At 38.2% G+C, this 22,961-nt stretch carries 22 protein-coding genes; 16 read left to right on the forward strand and 6 right to left on the reverse strand.

Going from position 1 to position 22,961, the window contains the following annotated elements; all coding sequences use genetic code 11:
- Positions 1-34 precede the first annotated feature (34 nt).
- From ACI48O_RS16305 to ACI48O_RS16340, 8 genes are all read left to right on the forward strand, one after another.
- Positions 35-1,621, forward strand: coding sequence for an L-lactate permease (locus ACI48O_RS16305; protein WP_435562896.1), 1,587 nt, complete (start codon positions 35-37; stop codon positions 1,619-1,621).
- Positions 1,622-3,344: 1,723 nt separating this feature from the next.
- The gene (locus tag ACI48O_RS16310) at positions 3,345-4,739 is read left to right on the forward strand and encodes an amino acid permease (RefSeq protein ID WP_435562897.1); all 1,395 of its coding nucleotides are present in this window, start codon (positions 3,345-3,347) and stop codon (positions 4,737-4,739) included.
- Between the two features lie 233 nt (positions 4,740-4,972).
- Positions 4,973-6,595, forward strand: coding sequence for a flavin monoamine oxidase family protein (locus tag ACI48O_RS16315; RefSeq protein ID WP_435562898.1), 1,623 nt, complete (start codon positions 4,973-4,975; stop codon positions 6,593-6,595).
- Positions 6,596-6,621: 26 nt separating this feature from the next.
- Positions 6,622-7,149, forward strand: a complete 528-nt coding sequence (locus ACI48O_RS16320) for a Rid family hydrolase (RefSeq protein WP_435562899.1) — start codon at positions 6,622-6,624, stop codon at positions 7,147-7,149.
- 17 nt (positions 7,150-7,166) lie between these two features.
- Positions 7,167-7,337 carry a twin-arginine translocase TatA/TatE family subunit gene (locus ACI48O_RS16325; RefSeq protein WP_435562900.1) on the forward strand — a complete coding sequence of 57 codons (171 nt, stop codon included), beginning with the start codon at positions 7,167-7,169 and terminating at the stop codon, positions 7,335-7,337.
- 120 nt (positions 7,338-7,457) lie between these two features.
- Positions 7,458-8,165 carry a twin-arginine translocase subunit TatC gene (gene tatC / locus ACI48O_RS16330; protein ID WP_435562901.1) on the forward strand — a complete coding sequence of 236 codons (708 nt, stop codon included), beginning with the start codon at positions 7,458-7,460 and terminating at the stop codon, positions 8,163-8,165.
- A 389-nt stretch (positions 8,166-8,554) separates the two neighbouring features.
- On the forward strand, positions 8,555-10,930 hold the full coding sequence (locus tag ACI48O_RS16335) for a polyprenyl synthetase family protein (RefSeq protein ID WP_435562902.1): 2,376 nt from the start codon (positions 8,555-8,557) through the stop codon (positions 10,928-10,930).
- Positions 10,931-11,088: 158 nt separating this feature from the next.
- Entirely contained in the window at positions 11,089-11,550 is a 462-nt protein-coding gene (locus ACI48O_RS16340) for a hypothetical protein (RefSeq protein ID WP_435562903.1), read from the forward strand.
- 878 nt (positions 11,551-12,428) lie between these two features.
- Here the strand turns inward: ACI48O_RS16340 and ACI48O_RS16345 are convergent.
- Positions 12,429-13,433 carry a DUF3231 family protein gene (locus tag ACI48O_RS16345; RefSeq protein ID WP_435562904.1) on the reverse strand — a complete coding sequence of 335 codons (1,005 nt, stop codon included), beginning with the start codon at positions 13,431-13,433 and terminating at the stop codon, positions 12,429-12,431.
- A 250-nt stretch (positions 13,434-13,683) separates the two neighbouring features.
- Between ACI48O_RS16345 and ACI48O_RS16350 the strand changes: the two genes are divergently transcribed.
- Complete coding sequence (locus ACI48O_RS16350) at positions 13,684-14,475, forward strand: GNAT family N-acetyltransferase (RefSeq protein WP_435562905.1); 792 nt, start codon at positions 13,684-13,686, stop codon at positions 14,473-14,475.
- Positions 14,476-14,859: 384 nt separating this feature from the next.
- On the forward strand, positions 14,860-15,114 hold the full coding sequence (locus ACI48O_RS16355; protein ID WP_435562906.1) for a hypothetical protein: 255 nt from the start codon (positions 14,860-14,862) through the stop codon (positions 15,112-15,114).
- Positions 15,115-15,586: 472 nt separating this feature from the next.
- Here ACI48O_RS16355 and ACI48O_RS16360 read toward each other — a convergent pair whose 3' ends face one another.
- Genes ACI48O_RS16360 through thiS form a run of 5 tightly spaced genes read right to left on the reverse strand, consistent with a single transcriptional unit; the run spans position 15,587 to position 19,125 of the window.
- Positions 15,587-16,171, reverse strand: coding sequence for a thiamine phosphate synthase (locus tag ACI48O_RS16360; RefSeq protein WP_435562907.1), 585 nt, complete (start codon positions 16,169-16,171; stop codon positions 15,587-15,589).
- A 10-nt stretch (positions 16,172-16,181) separates the two neighbouring features.
- A complete protein-coding gene (thiH, locus tag ACI48O_RS16365) occupies positions 16,182-17,336 on the reverse strand; it encodes a 2-iminoacetate synthase ThiH (protein ID WP_435562908.1) in 1,155 nt (384 codons plus the stop codon).
- Between the two features lie 3 nt (positions 17,337-17,339).
- A complete protein-coding gene (locus ACI48O_RS16370) occupies positions 17,340-18,107 on the reverse strand; it encodes a thiazole synthase (protein ID WP_435562909.1) in 768 nt (255 codons plus the stop codon).
- 16 nt (positions 18,108-18,123) lie between these two features.
- Entirely contained in the window at positions 18,124-18,927 is an 804-nt protein-coding gene (thiF, locus tag ACI48O_RS16375; protein ID WP_435562910.1) for a sulfur carrier protein ThiS adenylyltransferase ThiF, read from the reverse strand.
- Between the two features lie 3 nt (positions 18,928-18,930).
- On the reverse strand, positions 18,931-19,125 hold the full coding sequence (gene thiS / locus ACI48O_RS16380; RefSeq protein WP_435562911.1) for a sulfur carrier protein ThiS: 195 nt from the start codon (positions 19,123-19,125) through the stop codon (positions 18,931-18,933).
- 419 nt (positions 19,126-19,544) lie between these two features.
- On the opposite strand from thiS, the gene ACI48O_RS16385 reads away from it, so the two are divergent.
- The 6 genes from ACI48O_RS16385 (at position 19,545) to ACI48O_RS16410 (ending at position 22,787) form a co-directional block, all read left to right on the forward strand.
- Entirely contained in the window at positions 19,545-20,099 is a 555-nt protein-coding gene (locus ACI48O_RS16385; RefSeq protein WP_435562952.1) for a peroxiredoxin, read from the forward strand.
- Between the two features lie 339 nt (positions 20,100-20,438).
- On the forward strand, positions 20,439-20,894 hold the full coding sequence (locus ACI48O_RS16390) for a rhodanese-like domain-containing protein (protein ID WP_435562912.1): 456 nt from the start codon (positions 20,439-20,441) through the stop codon (positions 20,892-20,894).
- A gap of 146 nt (positions 20,895-21,040) precedes the next feature.
- Entirely contained in the window at positions 21,041-21,541 is a 501-nt protein-coding gene (locus ACI48O_RS16395) for a cupin domain-containing protein (RefSeq protein ID WP_435562913.1), read from the forward strand.
- A gap of 129 nt (positions 21,542-21,670) precedes the next feature.
- Positions 21,671-22,090: an RrF2 family transcriptional regulator gene (locus ACI48O_RS16400; RefSeq protein WP_435562915.1), complete on the forward strand. Its 420-nt coding sequence runs from the start codon at positions 21,671-21,673 to the stop codon at positions 22,088-22,090.
- A 121-nt stretch (positions 22,091-22,211) separates the two neighbouring features.
- On the forward strand, positions 22,212-22,607 hold the full coding sequence (gene spxA / locus ACI48O_RS16405) for a transcriptional regulator SpxA (RefSeq protein ID WP_435562916.1): 396 nt from the start codon (positions 22,212-22,214) through the stop codon (positions 22,605-22,607).
- A 45-nt stretch (positions 22,608-22,652) separates the two neighbouring features.
- On the forward strand, positions 22,653-22,787 hold the full coding sequence (locus tag ACI48O_RS16410) for a BA3454 family stress response protein (protein WP_435562917.1): 135 nt from the start codon (positions 22,653-22,655) through the stop codon (positions 22,785-22,787).
- Positions 22,788-22,961: the final 174 nt, after the last annotated feature.

The raw sequence follows: 22,961 nt of genomic DNA on the forward strand, positions 1-22,961 counted from the left end.
GTACAGGAAAAACTACATCGAGAAGAGGGATTGGATGTTATTGCTTGTGGCATTAAGTGCTATTATCGTACCGTTTATTATGCTTGTAGTTTTAAAAATGCCAGCGGCAAAAGGAATGGCTATTAGTTCCATTATCGTTATTTTATTAGCGTTTTCATCGTGGGGGATGGTGGGGAAGGTTATTCTCGCCTCGATATTCCAAGGGGCTCATAAGACCCTTACCATTTTATGGATCCTATTTGGAGCGTTAGTTTTATTAAACACCTTGCGCAACACAGGTGCGATAACAAGGATTAATCAAGGATTTCAATATATTTCTGGGGATATGCGAGTCCAAGCGATTATTGTTGCCTTCTTATTTGGGTCCCTTATTGAAGGGGCAGCAGGCTTCGGAACTCCGGCTATGGTTACGGGCCCACTTATGATTGCATTGGGCTTTACACCTGTCGCAGCAGCTACAATCGCCTTAATCGCAGATAGTACAGCCGTTTCCTTTGGAGCAGTAGGAACACCTGTTGCAGTAGGGTTAAGTAATATTCCTGAAGCCAGTGTTCCATTTTTTCATGAAATCGCCGTACAAATAACCAGTCTCGATTTATTTGCCGGAACGTTCATTCCATTTATTTTAATATTCATTTTAACAAGCTTTTTTGGAAAGGGATCTGGGATAAAGCCTTCCCTCGCAATGCTCCCATGGACATTGTTTATCGGTATTACGTACACAGCTTTGGCGTACCTTTATTCTTCCTTATTTGGACATGAATTTGTCTCAATTTTAACCTCACTTACAGTATTACTGATTGCTGCAGTCACCGCAAAAAAGGGGTGGCTATTACCAAAAACAGAATGGAAAGAAGCAATGCAAGATGACTTCAAGATTGATACACAAAAAACGAATATGGGCCTGATCACTGCTTGGGCACCTTACCTAATTGTCGTTAGCTTGCTCCTTCTAACACGGATTGTTCCATGGTTAAATGAGTTTACAAAAACAGCGATTAATTTATCTTGGAAAAGCATTCTGGGCATAGAAGCAATTAACTCCAATTGGGAATTCTTATATTCTCCAGGTTCAATCTTAACCGTTTCGGCCATTCTCGCTTTTCTTATTCAGCGCAAATCTTCGAACACTTTTACTAGGGCAGCGAAAGAGTCCATTTCTTCAATGAAAACAACATCGATTGCTTTAATTGCAACCCTTGCAATGGTACAAGTCTTCAGTAACTCCGGACTTAACGCAGCCGATCTTATCAGCATGCCTCAATATATTGCACAATCATTTGCAAATAACTTAGGGGCAATTTGGATTTTTGTTGCACCATTTTTAGGTGAACTCGGTGCGTTTATCACTGGAAGCGCAACCGTTTCAACATTGACCTTTGCACCCATCCAATATAACGTTGCCAATCAAATAGGCTTGGATCCCCAAATTGTTTTAGCCCTTCAGCTTGTTGGCGGCGCAGCAGGGAATATGATCTGTGTCCACAATGTGGTTGCAGCCAGTGCCGTGGTTGGATTAGAGGGGAAAGAAGGGGAAATCATTCGTAAGACCTTAATACCTGCTATTGTGTATGGCTTACTTATCGGGACGGCTGGATTTTTTGCGGTAAACTTTTTTTAGCTATTTTGAGGTAGATTGTTAAGGCGCTTTTAAGGGGTTAGGCGGCAGTTTTGTCCCAGAGAGTCTTGCTCAAGGACATTTTAGCGAGTTCCTTGAGAACCTCGCTCAAGGACATTTTCTCGAGTTCAGGCAGCAGTTTTGTCCTAGAGAGGGATGTTCAAGGACATTTTCACCAGTCTAGGAAGAGTTTTTGTCCTAGAGAACCCCGCTCAAGGACATTTTCTCGAGTTCAGGCGAGAGTTTTGTCCCAGAGAGGCTTGTTCAGGGACATTTTAGCGAGTTCAGGCGAGAGTTTTGTCCCAGAGAGGCTTGTTCAGGGACATTTTCTCGAGTTCAGGCGAGAGTTTTGTCCCAGAGAGGCTTGTTCAGGGACATTTTCTCGAGTTCAGGCGAGAGTTTTGTCCCAGAGAGGCTTGTTCAGGGACATTTTCTCGAGTTCAGGCGAGAGTTTTGTCCCAGAGAGGCTTGTTCAGGGACATTTTCTCGAGTTCAGGCGAGAGTTTTGTCCCAGAGAGGCTTGTTCAGGGACATTTTCTCGAGTTCAGGCGAGAGTTTTGTCCCAGAGAGGCTTGTTCAGGGACATTTTCTCGAGTTCAGGCGAGAGTTTTGTCCCAGAGAGGCTTGTTCAGGGACATTTTCTCGAGTTCAGGCGAGAGTTTTGTCCCAGAGAGGCTTGTTCAGGGACATTTTCTCGAGTTCAGGCGAGAGTTTTGTCCCAGAGAGGCTTGTTCAGGGACATTTTCTCGAGTTCAGGCGAGAGTTTTGTCCCAGAGAGGCTTGTTCAGGGACATTTTCTCGAGTTCAGGCGAGAGTTTTGTCCCAGAGAGGCTTGTTCAGGGACATTTTCTCGAGTTCAGGCGAGAGTTTTGTCCCAGAGAGGCTTGTTCAGGGACATTTTCTCGAGTTCAGGCGAGAGTTTTGTCCCAGAGAGGCTTGTTCAGGGACATTTTCTCGAGTTCAGGCGAGAGTTTTGTCCCAGAGAGGCTTGTTCAGGGACATTTTAGCGAGCTCAAGGGAAAGTTTTGTCCTAGAGAACCCCGCTCAGGGACATTTTAGCGAGTTCAAAGGGAAGTTTTGTCCCAGAGAGCCTTGCTTAAGGACAATTTAGCGAGATCAAGGGAAAGTTTTGTCCTAGAGAACCCCGCTCAAGGACAATTTCACAAGTTCAGATGACAGTTTTGTCCCAAAGAGCCCCGCTCAAGGACATTTTCATGAGTTCAGGAAGATCTTTTGTCCTTTATAGCCACCCTCTAGGACATTCTTACAAAACTCAGGATGAAAATGTTAGCTAATATATCTCCAAGATTATAAACAAAACTAATCTTTTATCCCCAAAATATAAATGTGTTTACTGTGTTCACCTATTTTTTCCAACTTTCTGTGTTTGATATCCAGGATATTATTAATGAAAATGGTCCCCTCGGACGAATGGCGTAACAATTGAATATAGATAGGCACAGAAAAAAGGAGAATGATTAAATAATGATTTTTCAAAAAAAATATATTTCAAAATAATAAAATTATTAGTGGTTTTTTCCTGGAAACAAATACAATAGTGTTTATTTACTGAATACAATTGTGTTTTTAGAAAAACATATTATAATAAAATAATTAATTCAGGCGTAATATATAAACATTGAAAGATTAATCTATTTATAAATGGTTATTAGTATATGACCAGCATGCCTGAAATTTTCAACTATGAATGGAAGAGGGAAACAGCATGGCAAACAAAGAATTAAAGAGAGGATTGGAATCGCGCCATATCCAGATGATTGCTTTGGGCGGTACAATCGGTGTCGGTTTATTTATGGGATCTGCCAGTACAATTAAATGGACAGGTCCATCTGTAATGCTCGCTTATGCAATTACTGGAATTTTTATTTTTTTCATAATGCGTGCCATGGGTGAAATGTTGTATTTAGAGCCAAGTACAGGTTCATTTGCTACCTTTGGTCATAAGTATATTCATCCTTTAGCTGGTTATTTGACTGCTTGGAGTAACTGGTTTCAGTGGGTAACTGTCGGAATGGCAGAAATTATTGCAGTGGGGACATACATGAAGTTTTGGTTTCCAGATTTACCTGCTTGGATACCCGGTATCATCGCAATGGTGATTCTTGGTGCAGCAAACTTAATCTCCGTTAAATCGTTTGGTGAATTTGAGTTTTGGTTTGCGATGATTAAAATCGTGACCATTGTATTGATGATTGTAGCAGGGTTTGGTCTTATTTTCTTCGGTTTTGGTAACGATGGAGTGGCAATCGGCTTATCAAATCTATGGGAACACGGAGGCTTCTTTACTGGAGGCTGGACAGGTTTCTTTTTTGCTCTATCACTAGTTATTGGTGCGTACCAGGGTGTCGAATTAATTGGGATTACGGCTGGTGAAGCAAAGGATCCTCAAAAGACGTTAACAAATGCGATAAACAGTATTATTTGGCGTATTTTGATTTTCTATATTGGTGCAATTTTTGTAATTGTAACAGTCTACCCTTGGAATCAATTAAGTGCAATTGGTAGTCCATTTGTGGCTACATTTGCAAAAATTGGAATTACAGTCGCAGCCGGCCTTATAAATTTCGTAGTGATTACTGCTGCAATGTCGGGCTGTAATAGTGGAATTTATAGTGCAGGACGTATGCTTTATACATTGGGAATCAATGGGCAAGCTCCAAGAGTCTTTACGAAACTTTCTAATAATGGAGTTCCTCTATTAGGTACGATCGGCGTACTAATAGGTTTGGCGGTTGGTGTTGTATTAAGTTATATTGCGCCAGAAAATATTTTCGTATATGTATACAGTGCAAGTGTACTTCCTGGTATGGTTCCGTGGTTTGTTATTTTAATTAGTCAAATTAATTTTAGAAAAGCAAAAGGGGCTGAAATGGACAAACATCCATTCAAAATGCCTTTTGCTCCGTTCACAAACTACTTAACAATTGCTTTTTTAGTGATGGTACTAGTCGGGATGTGGTTTAACGATGATACCCGTGTGTCTCTAATCGCAGGAATTGTTTTCCTAGGAATTGTTGCCGTTAGTTTTTACGCTTTAGGAATCAACAAGGCAGTCCCAGCAGATGTGGAATTAAATGATGAAAAGAGAAAGATTGGTTAAATTTAGTACAAATAGTACTCATATTAATAAATTGAATCGCAGTAAAAAGAGCATTGAATCGTCATCAATGCTCTTTTTTCGTTCTTAAAAATTTATCAAAGTTAATGAGCCTAATTTCCTATTGGTGAGAAAAATCCAAATTCTTTGTCAGTCTATCTGACAAGTTAACTATTTTTTCTAAATCGCTAGTTTACAATACAGTTGTAGTAAAAACTTGAAAGGAGTCGATTTTTTTGGCGGGAAAATTAGACAAAGTAATGACAAGAAGAGACTTTTTAAATCAAGTAGGAAAAGTTGGTGGTGCTGTCGCCGTTTATGGTGCAATGGACTCCTTAGGTTTATTAGGAAATTCGATGTTTGCTAGTGCATCTTCGTTTAACGCACCAAAAAAGAGTGAATTGGCTTTGGCCAACAAGGTAGGTAAGAAAGTAATTATTCTAGGTGCAGGGATTGCCGGAATGGCAAGTGCCTATGAATTAAGTAAAGCAGGCTACGATTGTCACATACTTGAAGCAAGGGAGCGAACCGGAGGTAGAAACTGGACGGTCAGAGGAGGAACTGAAGAAACTGAAATCAATGGGGTTAAACAAACAGCCAAATTTGATAACGGACAGTATATGAATGCAGGCCCTGCTCGAATCCCTCAACACCATGTTACCATCGATTATTGTCGTGAGCTTGGGGTCGAGTTAGAAGCTTTTACGAACATTAATGAAGCTGGATACTACTTTCACGAAAATGTAGGACCACTTTCTAATACAAAGATCAGAAAACGTGAAATTAAGGCAGATACGCGTGGATATGTGGCAGAACTACTCACAAAAGCAGCAAACCAATCCGCATTAGATGAAAATATGACAGCTCAAGATATTGAGAGATTGACAGCATTTTTAACGCGTGACGGATCACTTAACTCAAATAAAAAATATACCGGTACAAGCTATCGGGGTTATACGGAGCTTCCTGGTGCAGGTCTAAAACCGGGTACAATTGGTCAACCGTATACATTCAGCCAAATATTAGAATCAGGGATGATGAACAACTTTAGTTCAGAATATTCCTTCGATCAGCAAATGATGATGTTCCAGCCTGTTGGCGGTATGGATAGTATTCCAAAAGCGCTTGAAGCAAAGTTGCCGGGCAAAATTACCTTTAGTGCCGAGGTACAGGAAATTAGGCAAACGGCTGAAGGGGTCCGAATTGTCTACAATTTTAAAGGACAAGTCAAGGAAATGACGGGTGATTATTGTATCTGCACGATTCCTCTTTCTGTTCTGAAAAAAATACCAGCTGATTTCTCTCCAGAAATGATAAATGCAATGAAAAATATTAATTATGCCACAACTGGGAAAATTGGGATTCAATTTAAAAGCCGTTTCTGGGAGACAGAGGACAGAATTCTAGGTGGAATGACAACTACTAATATGGATATAAACCAAATTTGGTATCCATCCTATGGGTATTTATCACAAAAGGGAGTAGTGATTGGCTATTATAATTTTGGCCAAGCATCGGTTGATATCGGTAATTTATCGATTGCTGATCGTCAGAAACATGCATTAGCACAAGGAGCGAAAATACATAAACAGTATTTGAGCGAATTTGAAAACTCCTTCTCTGTCGCCTGGCATAAAATCAAATACAATGAGGGCGGTTGGGTGTCGTATTCTGCATCAGATCGTCAGAACTATTATCCTATCTTAAATCAGCCACAAGGACGGATTTATCTTGCTGGGGAACATTTAAGTTATTTAACCGCTTGGATGGCTGGGGCCTTTGAATCTGCTAGAGTTGCTGTCAGCCAAATTCATGAGAGAACCCTTAAAGAGAGTGGTACAGCTGCAAAAGTAAGCTAATTACAATAAAAGGAGTTGAAAGGTAAATGAAATCGAAATCAAAATCGCTAATTGCCTCCATAGTTTTTGGGACAAGCCTGATGGCTGGAGCATTTGTTTACGCGGGATCAGAAAAAGAAGATTTAAAGACTGATAATGTTGCATTTTTTGGGACCCCAACTTCATCCATTTCTAGCTCCGTTTCAATCCCAAGTCAATACAATCAGCTTTGGATTAGCGGTACGGTTCCTCCAATAATAAACCGAGACGGAAAAACAATTTATGAAAAGTATGGCGATACAGAAGCTCAAGCAATCGGAATTTTTAATAGTCTGAAGTCACAATTAGAAGCAAAAGGGCTGTCCTTGAAGGACGTTGTATACTTGCGTGTTTATATCACACCGGATCCAAATAAGGGAAATAAACAAGACTATCAAGGATTTTTCAATGCATATAGCAAATTTTTCAACAAAGAAGAAAATCCTGTGAAAACAGCTCGTTCCACAGTCGGTGTCGATAGTCTCGTCAACTCCGATTGGTTAGTCGAAATTGAAGCTTTCGTTGCTTATAAATAGGAAAAGGGGGAAATAATATGCTGCAAAACATAGGCGTTCCGGGATTAATCTTAATCCTTGTCATTGCGCTGGTTATCTTCGGTCCCTCCAAATTACCTGAAATCGGCCGAGCATTCGGAAGAACCCTAACCGAATTCAAAAACTCCACAAGAGAACTCGTATCCGGCGATACCGACAAGGAATCATAGGGACGGTTCTTGTGTTCCTTTTTGAATTAAGGGGACGGTTCTACTGTTCCATAGTTGTTAAAGAGAGAAGATGTAGACATTTTTGTTTGCATCTTCTTATTTTTAGGAAGGGTGGTTATTATGGAGCAAACGGAAATGCATATTCTTGAACATGCCGAAGAATTTAGGAGAAGGCTGATTATCGTGTTAGCCTCATTTGTGATCCTGCTTTTTTCAGCATTTACTTTCGTTGACCGTATATACGAGTGGATCGGTTATTCATCTGAGCAGCCGATTACAATTTTGGGGCCAAGTGATATTCTATGGATATATTTTATATTAGCAGGGTCGTTTGCCCTTGTTTTAACCATACCTATTGCGATTTATCATGTATGGAGATTTGTTTCACCTGCTCTCCAAAAAAATGAAAAGCAAGCAATGATTTTGTATATGCCAGTAATATTGCTATTCTTCGTGTTGGGAATTTCTTTCGGCTATTTTATCCTTTTTCCGGGAGTCCTATCATTCCTAACTAGTTTAGCATCAGACCAACTGAATACGATGTATACAGCAGAAAAATACTTTAAATTTCTTCTCAATTTGACTTTGCCAATCGGATTCTTATTTGAGATGCCAATTCTTATTATGCTCCTTACAAAAATAGGAATATTAAATCCCACTCACCTTGCTAAAACACGGAAGATTTCCTATTTGATTTTGACAATTATTTCTACGATTGTAACACCTCCAGATTTCATTTCTACAATTATTGTCATGGTCCCACTGATTTTACTTTATGAGTTAGGGATAGCCCTTTCTAGGGTGGTTTACCGTAAAAAGATTTATTAATAGTAGTGTCAATAATTCAAATCGCTTTCGGACGCTGGTTTAAAATTACCAAGACTTGAAAAATGCCATCAACAAAAAATGTTGATGGCACTTTTTTCAGGGATGATTCATAGGGATTCATAGGGACGGTTCTCCTGATTTTTTACAAGATTTTCATAAATGGGCGGTTAAAAACGTTTTGGGGGTTCATTTTTAGAACGATTGACAAAAAATTTTTATTTTCATATAAAATGAACATTGTTTAGCGAGTCGAAAAAGCTTTACAATAAAAATAATAAAAAAATTTGGAAGGATCTCGGTTCCTTCTATTTTTTAGTGTCCGTAAATATACATATTTATGAATTTATCTTTATTGAGTAGAAATAGCCAAGATATCATTAAGTAGAGGAATGTATAGCATGAATAAGGAATTATTGACTAATGCCGATGCATGCTATCGGCTGGCTGAAGAGAAGGCTGCCCATTATTTTAAATTATTGAAGGAGCAGGTCTCACAAAAGACCTATGCCGCTACCTTAACAAAAGATATTCAATCCTGGAAACATAACCATATTCATCATCATTCCTTATTTTCTATTTTTTCAGGCAGAAAGAGAAAACCGGAGTCCCAGGGGTATCATCATTATATTCAGTGGCTCGACTACACGGGCAAGTTAGATCATTACCTTGATCGAAGCATTTCGTATATATTCATGCGGGACCTTGGTAAGGCCCTGGACTCACCAGAAACAAAGCAAAGAGTTCGAAGTGTAGTGGATAATTTGAAAAAGCATTTGACTGAATCAACCGGAACTGAGTCGTTCAGCATGGCTTGGTTATTCCGGAAGGCTCAGGAGGAAGGTATCGAATCCACGATGATTTGGGTGATCGATAAACTTAAAATCGTCTCAGCCAATATACCAATCGGAATGGATGCTGAGCATGCCCAACGCAAACTGATCAAAATCATTGCCGGTGTTTACATGCACGTCGTAGAAGAAATGGACAGTGAGATTTCACCTGAGGAGCGTTCTCAAAAACTTGATGCCGCGATTAGATTAGGCTATTCCTATGGTCTGACCTATCCCTTCATTGATGATCTTCTTGACGCCAAAGTTTTATCCGCTCAAGAAAAACAACAATATTCCGATTTGATCCGCACTACACTTATCACAGGATCGGTTCCAGAACTGGGAGCATGGACCGGGAAGAACGAGGATTTAATCCGGTTTATTCATTCTGAACTTCGGGAAGCGTTTGAGTATATTAAAACGAAGCAAAGACCAGAGACAAGAAAGAGTTTTTTCGAACAAACCTATGTGTTTTTTCAGTCCCAGGAAGTGGACCGTAATAAGGTTTTATCCAATTCACACTATAGTAATGAGGAACTTTACATACCGATCATTTTGAAATCTTCATACTCACGATTAATTGCCCGTTCTGTAATTGGTGCTCCTGTTAATGAGGGCTTTGACAATCGAACCTTCTTCTATGGGATTTACAATCAGCTGGCCGATGATTTTACAGATATGTTTGATGACATGGACGCCGGTGCGGTTACACCCTATACCTATTTTTTGAAGTATCATGACGAGCGTCCAGATCTAATCAATCCCTTTGAATTATACTGGACGGTCATTTCCAATTTGATCCATAACGTATATCATTCAGATTCAAAAACATGTGAAGTGATTTTGGATCGGGCAATTAACAGTCTTAAACGGTTTAAAGAAAGAATGGGGATCGATAAATATAATGAGGTGATGGATTTTTTTACTTCCGGCACGCCCCAGTTCAACCTTGTTATTCAAAAAATGGTGCGAAAAGCAGATGATGTCGATTTCTTTGATAAACTGCTCCGGGATCATATCATTACGATTTTAAAAAATGAACGGAAAGAGCAGGAGGAATTTATCGATACGATCGAATCGGTAAGGGATCAGATCAACGATATTTTAAAAATCCCCAATACTGATAACGTCTCTTTATTGAAAGAGCCAATTATTGATGCTGCCAATTACAGTCTTGAAGGCGATGGGAAGCGCCTAAGACCAATCATAGCGTGGGTTGTGGGGGTCAACGAATTTGGATTAAATAAATCGGTTATCGCTCCGCTTTTAAGATCATTAGAGTATATGCATACTGCATCACTGATCTTTGATGATTTGCCTTCCCAGGATAATGCTCCCACCCGCCGCGGACGTCCAACCGTCCATCAGGTCTATAATATAGCCATTGCAGAATTAACCGGACTTTATCTAACCCAGAAGGCGATCGGGGAACAATCATCACTTGATGGATTCGATTCAAAAACGGTGCTTAATTTGATTCAATATTCGACCTATATTACAGAGGAAATGTGCAAGGGTCAAGCGATGGACTTGGATTCTAAAGGGAAACCATTGGCGCTCGAACAATTGAATTTAATGTGTTTTTATAAAACAGGACTGGCATTCGAGGCTTCGCTGCTAATGCCGGCTATTCTTGCCAATGCGGAGGAGACAGAAAAGGAAGCTTTAAAAAAATTTGCCCGCCATGCCGGCATCGCGTTCCAAATTAAGGATGACTTGCTGGATGTGGAGGGGGATTTAACGCTACTAGGTAAACCTGTCGGCAAAGATGCGGAAAACAATAACGCGACTTTTGTATCCATTTTAGGCTCTGAAGGTGCCAGAAAGGAAATGTGGGAGCATTATTGTCTGGCAATGGAGGCGCTCGAGCATGTGCCTCGCAATACTACTTTTCTGAAACATCTATTGAATTATCTTGTGAATCGGGATCATTAGATGGGCAGGGGTGAGATCACCATATTAATATTAAAGCCTTCAACCATGTGAATTAAGTAAAGCCTATCCGACAATCATTTTGGATAGGCTTTATCTATTTAAACAAAAATTGAATAGTGATAAAAGGAAATTCTAACAAAAAAAGGAGAAATTTTATTATGTCTTTGAAAAAACTATTGTTAATAAATATTACGATGATATTATTTTCTTGGTTATCCTTAGCTTTTTTTGGAAAGCGAAATATAAAAAAATTTCTTCCTGCTTCAATCTTTATTTTTATATTGGAAGCATTTAATGCTCAAATTGGGAAAAAGAGAAAATGGTGGGTAAATTATAATAATCCAAAATCTTATTTTTCAGGTGAATTTCCTATGAATATAGGTCCGTTTTTAGTAGGTACAATGTGGATATTAAAGAAATCCTTCGGTGATTTTAAAAAGTTTATTTTGATTAATGCCTCACTAAACGCTTTCTTTGCTTTTGTATTAGCTAAAGTAACAGAAAAATTAAAAGTAGTTAAATTAGTCCGTTTAAATGAATTTCAATTTTTTCTATTTATGTTTTACAAAGCTTTTCTCTTATACGGATTCCAGTATTTGTTTGAAAGAAATAAAGCTTAACTTAGATATTTTAGATTACAAACATTTGGGTTAATTTGTTGATTTTAGCTTAGCGTACATAAAAGGGTATTGATGAGCATATCGAGGAAAACATGAGCATTTATTTTGAAGCTTGTCCCATATATATTTCAACTTGTCCGATATATTTCGAAAGTTGTCCCATATATTTTGGGAAATGACCCATATATTTCCGGAAATGTCCCATTTACCCATTTAAAGGAGCATAAGGAATTTCCGGTGAGCAAATATATTTAAGAAGTTGTAAAAAAACCGCTATTTTTAAAAAGAAAGCCAGATTTTTCTTTGAAAATAAACATTTTTTATAGAAATCAGGGGTGATCTATCAATAAAAGTGTGTTTTTTTTTAAAATGTTCCCCAAAAATATAAGAAATGCAGCACCTCCTCCTCATAGGCGTTCCCACAATCTAGATCAAATCAACAATATCTAAAAAACTTACTAATACAAATTACATAAGCAGCTATTTATTAATATTGAACACACCGCTTCAGCTACTTCTGACATAGAAAAGTTGTATGATGAGTTATTTATTGATCATCTTTCTAGTCATAATAACAGGGACCGTCAAGCGGTAGCGAAAGAATATTATAACCGACCTGATAAGGAGGATAATAAACTTGAACGAGTAGATATTCAGGTAAATTGGCTAAGAGACATTGGTTTTAAGCATTCGGATTGTTATTTTAAGTGGATGGAACTTGCGGTTTTTGGTGGAGTGAAATAAAAAAATGAAGAGAAATCCTTCAAATAAGGAAGGACCGCTTTTTCTTACTCAAGTAACGGATAAGTTTAGTTCAATTAGAAATATATTGGACAAATTAAAATGCCCATCCTATTGTGGAAGGACATCTTTGGTTATTATTTTTGTTGAGCAATTTCGTTTCTATTTGGAGCAAGAGGTGGTTGTTCTAACCATTTATTTTCCACCATAATATTTAACCACTTTTTAGTAAGCATAAGATTTTGTAAAATGGTGCTTTCGTAAGTAGCGACAAGGTCTGTTCTCATTGCAGTTGCTAAACCTGCCCCATGATATGTTTGTGCAGTTTGGAATAAGAAACCAGTATGATACAACATTAACTTATCGGAAAATGGAGAGTCTGTAGAAGTTGTGACTTCAGTCTCCCACGATTTAGGGACCGGTAAATTATCTGTTTGCATAATTTTTGAAAAATCTTTAATTTGTTGATCAGCCTTCTTTTCAGCTCTCTCAAAAAATTCTCTTACTTCTTTTATTTGTGTGACTTGACCGAATGCGATTGAAAGAGTTTTTGCCATTATACTTTTTTTAAGGTTGAAAGAAATACTTATGATTTCAGTCGCTGCTAACATTCTTCCCTTTCCGAAAAATCCATCTGAGAAATCTTGGCTGGTAACATATTCAGAGTTTTCAGCAGGATAAAATAAAGGGTCTCTCTGAAAACTTCCTTTTTCAAGCAATAAATCGATTGTTTGATGATACATCCTTTTTCCATCATTTTCACATTTGTCATAAAAAAACCTTAAGTCCTCTCTGACAGAAACAGCTAATGAAGAGGAGTGTCCTAGTAAACCGTGTAATGTCATAATGTGTAAATAATTTAAGCAAAAGATATCCGTGAACAACCTTTTTGCACCTTTATTAAGGTCAGATTTAGTAAACCCAATCGGAACTGGAAATTTTTCATTCTCCAAAAAAGCAGCGATTTGTTGCTTTTGCTTTTCGAAAGTGTTGATCGCATCCTCAAAAATCGCCTTTATTGACTCGTCTTCAATAATTGAAAACATATATCTATTTATCATATCAATAGCTGTTCCATTTACATACTCTCCCCACAAAGTTCCTATTTCGGAAGATGTGAGTTTTAATTTATCCTTTTCCATATTATCACCTCCTGAGCTATTATTTACTATTTTTAGGAGAAATATGAATTTTTATCGAGCGAAAGGGAGCGTTTCTGTTATTAGCAGGATTTTTTAATTTACTTGTTCGTTCAATAAGGTTTCACAGATAATTTCTTGTTACGAGAAGAATATATGTTAAAATTTGGCATGAACATAAGCTAGGGAAATGTTTCAAATGTTTTTTGGGCAGAAAAGTCCCTAATATTATCCTAATGAGAGGGTATATAAAATGATTTCACATCGTTTGCTTTCCCGCGATACAATAATTCAATTAATCCACCAAATTGATAGGGATCAGCACCTACTTTTTTACAGCTATTTAACTCAACGGAAGGAAAAGGTTCAATTTATTGGTCAATATATAGATAATCAGCTAACGGCTGTCTTAGCATACTTTAGCGGGCTGTCGTTTCCGGCCTTTTCTTTTTACCGCATTCATCATCAGGAAATTTCCTTTCAAGAACTAATTGCTTTTATAAGAGCGACTGTTCAACTTGAGAAAAATGCTATTTGCGGAACAATCCTCTGTCATCGTGACCTTCAGCTTTTTCAATCCTTTGGTCTAATCGCAGGTACCCCAAAACGTTTTTTAACGATGAAGCATCAGGATCAATCAAAGTTGCTAGAAACTAACATAACAGAATTGGTTAAGGAGAACGAATTTTCCGAGGTGATTGATTTTTTACGAAAAGGAGAAATGAGGTTTTTTACAAGGAGTGAGTTAGAGCGCTGTCCTTTTCTAGGAATTAAGGATGGTAGAGAATTTATTGCGGTAGGAGGCTTCCATTTCTATGATCCTCAGCTTGTAGAGCTTGGGAATATCGTTACTAGAATAGATTATCGAGGAAAAGGGCTGGCTAAGCTGCTGACCAGCAAACTGACACAATTAGGTAAACGACTTTCTTCCGATGTCTATCTCGGTGTATTGGCGGACAATCTGCCGGCTATTCATGTATATGAAGGGCTGGGCTATCAAACTATAGCTGAGCTATTTATTGTTGATTTTACATTACATAATTGAATGCTTTTTTTGAAGAAACGAATAGAAATAATTAGGGAGCGTTTGTTGTGAAAATAAACACTATGTTACTAACAAGTCTTATTTGTTTTGTGTCAGCAATTATTGTTTTTTCAACTGTACCAGCATTTCTAGGACCAGCTAGTTTTGTATGTGCAGGTATACTAGCTCTTATATCTATAATTTTACTATGTGCCTTTTTAAAGAAACGATTAACCTTACCGTGGTTAACTGTAATATCTATCTTTTTTTCATTGGTATCCTTAATAGCAGCTATTTATATTGCTATTGTTTATATCGGTTTCTTTTTTTTCCATCCATAGAGTTTAATAGGGAATAGTGAATAGAATATGGAAATTAAGCTACATATCAAAAGGAGTGGAAATCTTGAAACTTTTTGGTGTTGCGTTTTTCATTTCAGGGACTATTTTAATAGGGTTAAGTGGTTTAGAAAAGGTGCTAATTTTTTCAGCTTTCAATGGCACAGTACGTGAAATGGAAGCTCTTATTAATTTAACACCTTCGGAGATTTGGAATATCCCTAACCATACTTTTAGCTTGGGATTATTTTTTGTTGTGATTGGTTTAGGTGTATTATTCACAGTAATAAAGGACTTTAAGGTCAAAAAAAAATGGGACTAACTGATTTGGATGTTAATTTTTCCTATAAATGAAGTATTTTTAAAAAAATAATATTCTCTAATAACAGATGCAGGTACTCAAATAGAATATTTAATTTATTGAGATAAAAATTAAACTACCTTGGAGGATGTGGGTGTGTAAATGATGATATTTCCGTTCATAAGTATATATTTAATGCCTTTTTTAGCTATCATTTTCTGTATTAATCTTGTAGAAATTTTAAAGAAAATAAAAAATAACCAGCCTACCATTAAAAACACATTTTGGTTAACAACGTCATTTGTTTTTATTGTATGGAGCATAGCTGTAACAACTTCTTATGGATTATAGTTTGTCCCGAACGTTCCAAGCGTTTAATGGGACCAAAACGTCCTATTATGAACAAAAGAGCACTGGGGGCAACCCCAGTGCTTTTTGTTATAAAAACAGAACTATTTGAATCGATTTAACTAGATAGCTGTATGATCCTCGATCAAACCAAATATTGGTTCGTAAGCCCAACCGGATTTAGGCAAGTCATCGCCTCCGACATGATACAGACACCCTTAGCACCTGTGTTGGCAATATCTTTTAGACGATTGCTGGTAATGCCGCCGATGGCAAATACTGGAATCGTAACTGAATCACATACATCCTCAAGGAATGAGAGGCCTCTTGGCGGGACTCCCTTTTTGCAATCCGTTGAAAAGATATGCCCGGCAATAAGGTAGGAAGCCCCTAATTGCTGGGCTTCGATTGCCTCATCAACCGAATGAATAGAAACTCCTATTTGCTTAAATGGATATAATTCATTTTTAAAATTCCTAAAGTCAGGCATCGATAAATGAATGTTTGGCAGTTTCATATTTACCGCAACCGAGATATTTTGATTAATAATAAGCGAAACTCCATTTGCTTGACAGATTGCCATAACTTTTTTTGCCAAAGCCTCGTATTTATCCAGGCTTAAATCTTTTTCTCTCAGCATGATCGCATGTGGTTTACCCTTGGCTAATTGCTGAATCCGTTGCAAAAAATCACCTTTACAAAGCGTTCGATTCGTAACTAGAATGAGCATCACTGTTCTCCTAAACTCTAATATAATCCGTATAAACAGGTTGCAATCCTTTGCTAACAATCATCTCGTGAACTTCGTTTACGCTCCGTTCATCAGAAATCTCGAACTGTTCATCGCCTTTTTGCTCTTCGTCATGGCCGCCGACGCCAACATTGACCCCTGCGGACATTTTCGTAGCAGCCAAACCGATTACATTGTCGCGGAAGCCGGCTCGTTCTCTCGTTGAAATGGTGATTCCGGCAAACGGCATTAATAGACGATAGGCAAGCATAACCTGCAAAAGCTGTTTTTCATGAACATCCTTAGGATTGTTATCCGCATTATTTTTATAAGGCCGCAAACGTGGGGTGGAGAAAGAAATCTCGGCATGCGGATATTTTTGCTGGATTAACGTTGCGTGGACTCCCGTCGCAAAAGCATCCTTGCGAAAATCATCCAAGCCGAGCAATGCACCAAAGGCTACTCCGCGCATTCCACCGCGCAAAGCACGCTCCTGGGCATGAAAGCGGTATGGGAAAATTCGTTTAGAACCCCATAAATGCACCTTTTCATACATGTCCGGATTATAGGTTTCCTGATAAACAGATACAAAATCGGCTCCACACTCATGTAAAAAGGCATATTCATCCGTGTTCAATGGGTAAATTTCAATTCCAACGGTTGAAAAGTATTTTGAAGCCAATTTTACGGTTTCGCCAATATAATTCACTGGAGATTTATGACGAGATTCCCCGGTAAGCAAGAGAATTTCCTTCAAACCCGTTGCCGCAATGGCTTTCAGTTCCGCTTCCGCTTCTTGCATTGAAAGATTGCCCCGTTTGATTTTATTGGTAGCTGCAAACCCACAATACGTACATTCGTTTTCACAATAATTAGCAATGTATAACGGAGTAAAGAGGCTAATCGAATTTCCGAAATGCTTTCTCGTTTCGGACATTGCTTTTCGTGCCATATCCTCTAAATAAGGAAGCCCAGCAGGAGAGAGAAGGGCGGCATAATCCTCGAGCGAAATATTCTCTTTATTTAAAGCTTTTTCCACATCGCGACTTGTATATTGGTTATAATGATAATTTTCCGCAGCTGCCAACACTTTTTCCATAAAATCAGACTCGATGATTTCCATCCCGTCTAAATATTGCATATGATCGGTCCGTTTTCTTCTCATGATTTAATCCTCCAAGAAACCTGTCAAGGGGCTGGATGCTTCAGCTTTAAAGTGTAATACTCGTCCTAAGCCTGCAAGATAGGCTGCACGTCCGGCTTCAATCGCATTTTTGAAGGCTTTCGCCATTAAAGCAACGTTATTGGCCGTTGCAATGGCCGTATTACACATAACCGCATCTACCCCCATCTCCATTGCTTCACATGCCTGGGAAGGACGCCCGATACCGGCATCAACGATAATCGGCAGTTTTATTTCGTCCACTAACACTTGAATGAAATCTTTCGTAGAAAGCCCTTTGTTGCTGCCAATCGGCGCACCTAAAGGCATAACCGCAGCAGCACCAGCATTGACTAAATCTCTTGCTGCATATAAATCAGGATACATATAAGGCATAACCACAAAGCCCTCTTTGGCAAGGATTTCTGTCGCTTTGACAGTCTCGTAGTTATCCGGCAGTAAGTATTTTGAATCACTAATTACTTCAAGTTTGATAAAATCACCACAGCCAAGCTCTCTGGATAAACGTGCGATTCTTACTGCTTCTTCGGCATTCCGCGCCCCAGAAGTGTTTGGTAACAAGGTAATGTTCTTCGGTATGTACTCCAATATATTTTCTTCTCCACCTGCGTTGGCTCGACGAAGGGCGAGGGTTACCATTTCCGCTTCACCATGCTCGATAACAGCTTGCATCATCTCTAATGAAAATTTTCCAGATCCTAAAATAAATCTCGATTGAAACTCATGTCCACCAATGATTAACTTATCATTCATTTTTCCAAAATCCTCTCTATATATCTTCTTGTCCTACCAATAAGCGCAGAATCATATTTGCCTGATGGCCTGCACAAATCTGGACTCGTGGGGCCATTAATCCTTTTCCGACTCTTGCGCCATTTTCCAAGTCACCGCATAAATACAAACGCTTCATTGGTCTTATTGTTTTGATTAGATTGGAGCTGTCAAAGCCTGCCATCCCGGATGCCGAGACAATTTTAACTTCAGGAAGCTGCTCTAATGCGGTATTAACCAGCATTGATTTTTGATTCGGTTTATCGAATGCTTCACAAATAATGTCATACTCACTAAAAAGTTCTTTAATGTTTTCCTCGGTTATTTTGACCGTCTTCGTGTTTATTTTTATAAAAGGGTTAATTTCCTCGATTTGCTTCTTAAGAGCAGCCGTTTTGGGCATACCTAGATGACTTATGTAATAGCTCTGCCGATTCAGATTACTAGGCTCGACAATATCAAAATCAACCAGGAGCATCTCACCAACACCGATACGCGCCAGCATAATCGCAATGTTCGAGCCTAGGCCGCCTAAACCGGCAATGGCTACACGTCCTTTTTTAACTTTTTGATGGACGTGCGGGGTATGCCTCGCCATCATCATGCTTTCCAATTCTTCTTGTTTTGGCATAACGCCTTTTTGGATGATGGAAAGAACGTCATATTCGTTAAGTGTGCAGTCTTTATCAATTTGAAAACCATTCAAAATCACAATATCCGTTGGATTTCCCAGCTGATCTCGAGCCTCAAAGGCTGTTTGACAAGCTAGCTCGATTTCTTTCCCATTCACAGTTATTTTCATCGATCAACCACCTCCCACAAATCGAACAATTTCCAAAGTGTCTTCATTATTGAGGAAAACATCCTTATACGTCGGTTTCGGAACAATTTCACCATTACGCTCAACGGCGATCGTAGTTAAATCATATTTTTGTAGACTTAAAAAATCATATAGAGTTTGTTCTTCCTCTAATGCAATAAAAGCACCATTTACCTTCATCTTTTTTTCTCTCCTTCCTACATGGGTGTCATGGGGACGGTTCTTGTGCTTCTTTTTGAAGCACAAGAACCGTCCCCATGCATCAATTTTTCCACAAAAAAAGCACAAAACGAAGTAGACACCCTTTCGGTGGTGCTCCCCATTTTGTGCTACATTTTATGTAAGATTTAGTAGAATTATATAAAAATTGTGAAGTTTTCGTCAAGGGTAATTTGAATATTGGTCTTAATAATTTTTATATAAAAGGATTATGAAATAGGCTCAATGGGACAAATGTACAGACATACACTAGCTATTGAAATGATGAATGGAAAAAGGCTCATCATCTTACAGATGGAATGAATTGAGGTGGGAAAGTGGAATTAAAAAGGCAAAAGGATGTTTTACAAGACTGTGTATCTCCGTTTTGTGCGCAAACTATGGATACAGCACCGTTATTTATAACTGATGCATACGACAATGTGGAGAAGAAAATAAAAGAGGTTCGTCTAGAAAACTATCGTGGGCAATGGGTTGTCTTATTTTTTTATGCAAGTGATTTCACTTTTGTTTGACCGACCGAATTGGCAGCGGTCGCTGCTATTTATGATCAGCTGAAGCTTATAAATACGGAAGTACTTGCGATAAGTACAGACAGTGTTTACGCCCATAAAGTTTTTACTGAAGTTTCTCCTTCTGCTTCAAAGGTTCGGTTTCCGTTAGTAAGTGACCGAACACATAAAATTAGTAAGGCGTATCGAGTCCTAAATGAGAAAACGGGAGCTACGTTCAGAGCGACCATCATCATCGACCCGGAAGGAATGATTGTTTCCAGATTTATAAATCCCCCAGAAGTTGGTCGAAATATTTATGAAATTTTGAGGGTCATTCAAGCAATTCAATATAGCAGAAGGACAGGGGAGGGCGCCCCAGCTAATTGGGTACCAGGACAATCGGGAATTATAAGAGACCCAAAGTATATTGGGAGAATTTAAGCTTTAAATCTGAAATGAGTATGCGTTATTTAGTACGGACCGCTTTTGAATTAGTTCAGAGGCGTTTTTTTCTACATAAAACATGATAGAAATTATTTTATCTGTAAGAATTCGAATATATCGAGAAAAATAAGGATTATATCTGTAAAAAAATAAATATATCAAGAAAAAACTCATTTTATCTGTAAAAATAAAAATATATCAATAACTTTCCAATTATTGTGAAAAATATCAACCCTAGACCATTAAGGAGCAATGCGGCCGCTTAAAGCTGACACATAAATTTAAAATATTGAAAAGAAATCGTTTGTTAAAATAGTAAAATAGGAGGCGAGTTACATGAAAAGATTAACTATATTATTCATCGCTATTCTTTTATTAAGCGGATGTGCACCAGGAGAAAACAAAGCAGAAACGTCTGATAAAGGTAACGTGAAAATTTCCAGCGGTGGAGAATACAAACCGAAAACGGATGCAGAAGAAAAGGAAAAGTCAACTGCTGATGCGGATTTCAAAACAATAAATTCTGAAGAAGCGAAGAAAATGATCGCGAGTAGCGAAGTACAAATAATAGATGTTCGAAGCCCGGAATTATATGCTGAAGCCCATTTACCAAATGCTCAGAACATCCCACTCAAAGACCTAGAAGCCAAACAAGCAGAGTTGGACAAAGAGACCACCTATTTAATCATTTGCAAAACTGGAAAAACATCAGAAGAAGCTAGTAAATTACTTGCCCAAAATGGCTTTAAAAATATCTATAACATAAGCGGCGGCATGGAAAGTTGGGAATAATGGGGACGGTTCTTGTGTTCCTTTTTTAAAAAGGAACACAAGAGAACCGTCCCTTTGTGACCTTGAAAACAATTTGCTAAGATAATGTTAGGTTAGCGGTTTGGTTTCTTGTTTACTTACATATATATACCCGAAGGGACATTGTCATGAATAATAAGAATGCAGAATATTGGATCCATCACCTTGGTTTAACTCCTCATCCAGAGGGGGGATTTTATAAAAGTACATATGAGTCGAATTCCATCATTTCGGATAGTGAAATTGTTGGCATTGGAAAAAAACGCAAGTTATATACGAGCATTTATTTCCTGTTAAGATCGGAGGATATATCTCATTTGCATAGATTGAAATCCGATGAACTTTGGTATTATCATGCGGGAAGTTCTTTAACTGTTCACGTCATTGATGAATTCGGTGAATACAAAGAAATGAAACTGGGATTAAACATTGAAGAGGGTGAGGTACCTCAGGTGTTAGTTCCAAAGAATTCAATTTTTGGATCATCAGTAATGGAGAAGGAGACCTTCTCATTGGTGGGCTGTATGGTATCACCAGGATTTGATTTTGAAGACTTTGAGTTGTTTGAGCAGGAAGAGTTACTAAAGGACTATCCTCAGCACGAACAAATAATTAGAAAAATGACATAGGAATGACATAGGGACGGTTCTTGTGTGTCTTTTTTAAAAAAAGGCACAAAAGAACCGTCCCCTATTGACTTTTTAAACTGTATATTTTATATTTACAGTATGTTCCGTTAGGAAGGGTTTGATTATTGGGTGAATAGTGATTTTGTCATTGCTTTGCATAGTCTGGTTTTATTAGCAAACTTACCTGATCAGATGGCAAATAGTGAAGTCATTGCCGAAAACGTTTGTACCAATCCGGCCAGAATTCGGAAGGTAATGAGTTTGTTACGAAAAAATGGTTATGTAAAGACTAAAGAGGGGATTGGCGGAGGTTATATACTAAGCTCGGATCCTGATGAGATAACATTGTCGGAAATATATTTGACCGTTTCGGTTGGCGCTTTAAAGCCGAACTGGTGCACAGGTGATCCTGAACAAACATGTGTGATTTCTTCAAATACGCAGAGTGTAATGGATGAAATTTTTAATGAAGCAGAGTTTCATCTTCAATCATATTTAAATCAAATCACGATTAGGCATGTTCTAGATCGAATTAAAAGTTCTGATTAGGCAAGGTCGATACAAAAGGTTGTATTGACTGCTAACTGTATATTTTTTAGTTACATTTCACTGAATGATTAATACTATATAAAAAGCAAACTAATCCAACTTCATTAAGGAGTGTTGCAAAATGGTAAATCTATATACTACACCAAGCTGTACTTCGTGCCGGAAGGCGAAAGCGTGGCTTGAGGAGCATCAAATTGACTATATCGAAAGAAACATTTTATCTGAGCCGCTTACCGAGAGTGAAATAAAATCGATTCTTCAATTGACTGAAGAGGGAACGGATGAAATCATTTCAACCAATTCAAAAACATATCAACAATTAAATATTAATATTGATACCCTTCCGCTTCATCAGTTGTATCAACTATTAATTAATAATCCAAAAATGCTGCGCCGCCCTATCATCCAGGACCAAAAAAGATTACAGGTTGGCTATAACGAAGAAGAAATTCGCAGTTTTCTCCCGCGCAGCCTTCGCACAATATTTATGCCTGGATCACAAAGAATCGTAAATTAACCATTGCCGCTAATGCAGAATATTTTTGAAAGGAGGCAGGTCGCAATGATAGAAGTCATCGTAACGGTTAAATATAAGAATAAAAATTATCAAACTAACGTTATTACAAATAAGGAAGTGAGCTGCGAAGAGATAAAACTTTTAGCAGAAAAACAAGTCATGAGACAATGGGGTGTCTGAGAAAGGGCGCAGAGGAACTATCTCTTTTGTCCACTTGCAGAATGGTTGCTTTTCTTTTTGTTAATTATCTTGATTTCGAGATAATCAACAAAATTGAAGATCTCTCAGAGTTTAACATGAGGACAAAAGAGGGGGCCGCTTGCCCTGTAAGTGCCCTAAAATCATGGTGAAATT

Source organism: Neobacillus terrisolis (genome assembly GCF_051233475.1).
In the GTDB taxonomy this organism is placed as follows: domain Bacteria; phylum Bacillota; class Bacilli; order Bacillales; family Cytobacillaceae; genus Bacillus_BU.

Coding starts and splice junctions, on each gene's coding strand:
- ACI48O_RS16350 (WP_435562905.1), top strand. CDS start 13,684: ATGATTTCACATCGTTTGCTTTCCCGCGATACAATAATTCAATTAATC.
- ACI48O_RS16310 (WP_435562897.1), top strand. CDS start 3,345: ATGGCAAACAAAGAATTAAAGAGAGGATTGGAATCGCGCCATATCCAG.
- ACI48O_RS16320 (WP_435562899.1), top strand. CDS start 6,622: ATGAAATCGAAATCAAAATCGCTAATTGCCTCCATAGTTTTTGGGACA.
- ACI48O_RS16370 (WP_435562909.1), bottom strand. CDS start 18,107: ATGAATGATAAGTTAATCATTGGTGGACATGAGTTTCAATCGAGATTT.
- thiH (WP_435562908.1), bottom strand. CDS start 17,336: ATGAGAAGAAAACGGACCGATCATATGCAATATTTAGACGGGATGGAA.
- ACI48O_RS16410 (WP_435562917.1), top strand. CDS start 22,653: ATGATAGAAGTCATCGTAACGGTTAAATATAAGAATAAAAATTATCAA.
- spxA (WP_435562916.1), top strand. CDS start 22,212: ATGGTAAATCTATATACTACACCAAGCTGTACTTCGTGCCGGAAGGCG.
- ACI48O_RS16360 (WP_435562907.1), bottom strand. CDS start 16,171: ATGCTCATTCTAGTTACGAATCGAACGCTTTGTAAAGGTGATTTTTTG.
- ACI48O_RS16340 (WP_435562903.1), top strand. CDS start 11,089: ATGTCTTTGAAAAAACTATTGTTAATAAATATTACGATGATATTATTT.
- ACI48O_RS16390 (WP_435562912.1), top strand. CDS start 20,439: ATGAAAAGATTAACTATATTATTCATCGCTATTCTTTTATTAAGCGGA.
- ACI48O_RS16325 (WP_435562900.1), top strand. CDS start 7,167: ATGCTGCAAAACATAGGCGTTCCGGGATTAATCTTAATCCTTGTCATT.
- tatC (WP_435562901.1), top strand. CDS start 7,458: ATGGAGCAAACGGAAATGCATATTCTTGAACATGCCGAAGAATTTAGG.
- ACI48O_RS16305 (WP_435562896.1), top strand. CDS start 35: ATGTTATTGCTTGTGGCATTAAGTGCTATTATCGTACCGTTTATTATG.
- thiS (WP_435562911.1), bottom strand. CDS start 19,125: ATGAAGGTAAATGGTGCTTTTATTGCATTAGAGGAAGAACAAACTCTA.
- ACI48O_RS16345 (WP_435562904.1), bottom strand. CDS start 13,433: ATGGAAAAGGATAAATTAAAACTCACATCTTCCGAAATAGGAACTTTG.
- ACI48O_RS16395 (WP_435562913.1), top strand. CDS start 21,041: ATGAATAATAAGAATGCAGAATATTGGATCCATCACCTTGGTTTAACT.
- ACI48O_RS16335 (WP_435562902.1), top strand. CDS start 8,555: ATGTATAGCATGAATAAGGAATTATTGACTAATGCCGATGCATGCTAT.
- thiF (WP_435562910.1), bottom strand. CDS start 18,927: ATGAAAATAACTGTGAATGGGAAAGAAATCGAGCTAGCTTGTCAAACA.